A 3147-nucleotide genomic window follows, 5' to 3' on the forward strand; every position below is an offset into this window, starting at 1 on the left:
TTGGGTCTTCGGCGGGCTGAACTCGCATCGCGGTTTGACCTCGCGAGTGTCCAGTGCGAGCGGAATGCCGGTTCTGGCACTGCAATATCGTATGGTGCCTTCGGTTTCGCTCGAGCAAGAAGTCCAAGATTGTCTCCGGGGGTACAAGTGGCTTCTCGAACAGGGCCTTAAGGCGAGCAATATCGTCGTCATGGGAGATTCTGCAGGCGGATATCTCACTCTGGCAACCGCTCTCCGTATCCGCAGTCTGCGACTTCCGATGCCCGCTGCGCTGGTCGGAATCTCGGGAGTCTATGACATGTCTTCGGCAGCCAGAGCGGCCCATCCCAACGCCGCGCGAGATCGAGGCGGATTCCTGGCCGGCCTGGACTGGCTACTCAAGGTGGTTCTCGGTGACCTCGACTCATCGGATCCCGCGGTCTCGCCTATGCGAGCAGAACTGAGCGGGCTGCCGCCGACGCTGCTGACGGCAAGTAGCTCCGAGATCGTCTTCTGTGATTCCGAAAGACTTGCAAGCCAGCTTGCATCGGCGGGTGTGCCATGCGAACTCCAGGTCTGGGTAGGGCAGCCACACGTTTTCCAGTTGTTGGCGCCGGTGATACCCGAGGCTTCGAGGTCTATCTCGGAGATCGGCCACTTTGTCAGAGTGACCGTCGGTTCAGCGCGGGATGCACGTTGACCGGTTCGAGATCTACTGGTCTGGAACGAGATCGCAGACACCGCAAGACCGAACGGCCACTTATTTCAGGCTTCCCGCGTCGGAGACGTCGGCAGCTGCCTTGGCATGAATAGGCGCCATCGCGGCTTGATGTCCTTCGCTCAGCAGGGCGAGGACCTGAATCTTGGACTCGGCGTCGATGACGGAACGAATGTCCGTGGCAGCTAGATGGCGCCACAGCATCGCCTTGGTCTGGTGAATCGCGTACGGGCTCTTACTGGCAATCTGACGGGCAATCCCCAGAGCGGTAGGGAGTAGCTGATCGACATCCACAGGAGCGAGAGTGAGGCCGAGCCGAAAGGCTTCGTCCGCCGCCATGATGCGGCTGGTGAGCATCATCTCGAAAGCCGCTGTGGGCCCGATCACTCGTGGCAACGTATAGCTGAGCCCCATTTCCGCGCCGGCCAACCCGATCTTGGTGAAAGCCACACAGAATCGGGCGTCATGGCTACTTACACGAATGTCGGCGCCCAGTGCCAGGGCGAAGCCGCCTCCGGCGGCATCGCCGTCGATCGCGGCGATCACTGGCTGACGCAAGCCCTGCATCCGGAGCACGAGGTCAGCATTCCAATTGATGCTGCGGGTCACCCCTTCGACACCGTGAAGGCGTGGCGAAACCAGATCCACCAGTTCGTAATCGGCTCCCGCGCAGAATGATCGGCCGGCGCCGGTAAGGATGACGACGCGACAGTCTTCGTCGGAATCGATCTCGTCGAGGACTGCATGGAACGCGGTGATCAGCTCCATGGTGAGGCAGTTCTTTCGCGACGGGCGGTTGAGCCGGATGATCGCGATGCCGGCCTCTGGCCGTTCGATCAGTACCAACCTCGCTGCGGTCATCTGAGGTTTCCTTGTTCTGAAGTTTGGCTTCGGGTCCTGTCAAACCGATCCAGTACCAGTATCTTGCTGAACCGCGTTGGCCGGATGGAGAACTCGGAGAAAACTACCCGGGCGTTCGGACGGACCGCCATGTATCCGCTGTTCAGAAACACTGTATCTGTTCGATCGCCCGGGCGAGTCTCGGCTATCAGGCAACCTGCGGTGAGTCATACCGATCAGCGCGATGACCCCTCATCGCAAACTGTCACGCCGAGCGCTGCGCTCAAAGTGGGCGAACCCGACATTGCCATTCTTATCGGTCAGGCGGACCATACACTCGAACATTACGAGCGGGTTTCCCGGTGCATCCCAGTCGACGCCGCTGAAGTTCTCATTGTCGTTGGTGATGGTTATCGGAAATGCGTGCAGAACTTCTGCTTTGAGCGTCGTCGGCTCGCCCTGGGTGCCTGTGACCACGATCGTCTTTTCGACCGGGTCTGAGCTGAGGTCCAGCAGAGGTTCGGCGTCGAAGACGCTGACTTCGGATCGTCCGCCATCGAGACTCAGAATCGATCCGAAGGGCGTGCCGGTCTTTCCTTCGGCATCAACGATGGTGACCGCATGAATCGTGTAGTCGGGCATCGTTCCGATGAGGAATCGATGCCCATTCCAGCTCTCCCAGGTACGCGCGCCGGCTGAATGGTCCTTGAAGCCGATACCCTCCAAGGGATACTCGACGCCGTCGAACATCAACGTGCCAGATGTATTGAACACCTGCTGCATATGCAGCTTGGTGGCGAAGTCCTGTTGATGATCAACGCTTGAGTACATCTGCCAGGCCGGTGTCCGATCTGTGGCGGTCACATCCCAGGAGACTCTTGACCACGGAGCGGATGCGCCGCGGGCAGCGCGGATGAGTTCAGCGGTGCTGGTCAATTGACCCACCCCGTCGTAGGTGCTTCGCCAACCGGTGGCCGTCATTTCAAGGTCGAGCAATTCGGTCTTCACCCCGGCATCTGACGAGTTCCGCGTCCAGTAGTTCTGCACCACGAGCTTGCCTTCTGGCAAGAAAACGATCTGATGCACCCACCAAAGGCGCGGATCCGGGCGATAGCACCCCGCGTGAACGAAGATACCGACGTTCGCCTCGGCGTTCCAACAGCCGTTCCACCGGGTCTGGCTCCACATCGGAACGTTGGAGTCGATCGGTAGGTTGGCATCGAGCACAGCGGTAGTCATCAGATCCTTTCATTGGCAGCGTGCGTACTACGTTGACGAAAACTACTGAGATGGGCGGTTCATGCTCCGGCCACTTCCGGTTGTCGTGGCCGTTCGAGCACCTCGACAGTGCCGGCGGAACCGTCTACCCGAACGTGGTCTCCTTCTCGAAGGTCAGTGGTGCCCGACCGCGTACCAATGACGCACGGCAGACCTAGTTCGCGAGCGATGATCGCGCCGTGGGATACGGCTGCGCCTATGTCGATCACCAAGGCACTGGCGATCGTCATCAGTGAGACCCAACTCGGATCGGTCGTCGGACAGACCAGAATCTCGCCTGGATCGATGTCGATGTCGTCGGCTGGGTCATGGACGATTCGGACCCGACCCTC

At 59.9% G+C, this 3147-nt stretch carries 4 protein-coding genes; 1 reads left to right on the forward strand and 3 read right to left on the reverse strand.

Annotation, left to right across the window (positions count from 1 at the left end; all coding sequences use genetic code 11):
- On the forward strand, nt 1-679 hold a 679-nt coding region (locus ACN269_RS32870; protein WP_421476949.1), incomplete at its 5' end, for an alpha/beta hydrolase.
- A 60-nt stretch (nt 680-739) separates the two neighbouring features.
- On the opposite strand, the gene ACN269_RS32875 is transcribed toward ACN269_RS32870, so the two are convergent.
- The 3 genes from ACN269_RS32875 to ACN269_RS32885 form a co-directional block, all read right to left on the reverse strand.
- Nucleotides 740-1558, reverse strand: coding sequence for an enoyl-CoA hydratase/isomerase family protein (locus tag ACN269_RS32875; RefSeq protein WP_421476951.1), 819 nt, complete (start codon nt 1556-1558; stop codon nt 740-742).
- Between the two features lie 231 nt (nt 1559-1789).
- Entirely contained in the window at nt 1790-2776 is a 987-nt protein-coding gene (locus ACN269_RS32880; RefSeq protein ID WP_421476953.1) for a hypothetical protein, read from the reverse strand.
- A gap of 59 nt (nt 2777-2835) precedes the next feature.
- Nucleotides 2836-3147 (reverse strand): PEP-utilizing enzyme (locus ACN269_RS32885; RefSeq protein ID WP_421476955.1); only part of this gene is annotated, 312 nt, incomplete at its 5' end.

This window comes from Micromonospora sp. WMMD736, assembly GCF_049179015.1.
Taxonomy (GTDB): Bacteria; Actinomycetota; Actinomycetes; order Mycobacteriales; family Micromonosporaceae; genus Micromonospora.

What these genes read in the sequence shown, in the direction of transcription:
- ACN269_RS32880 (WP_421476953.1), bottom strand. Translation starts at nt 2,776, where the DNA reads ATGACTACCGCTGTGCTCGATGCCAACCTACCGATCGACTCCAACGTT.
- ACN269_RS32875 (WP_421476951.1), bottom strand. Translation starts at nt 1,558, where the DNA reads ATGACCGCAGCGAGGTTGGTACTGATCGAACGGCCAGAGGCCGGCATC.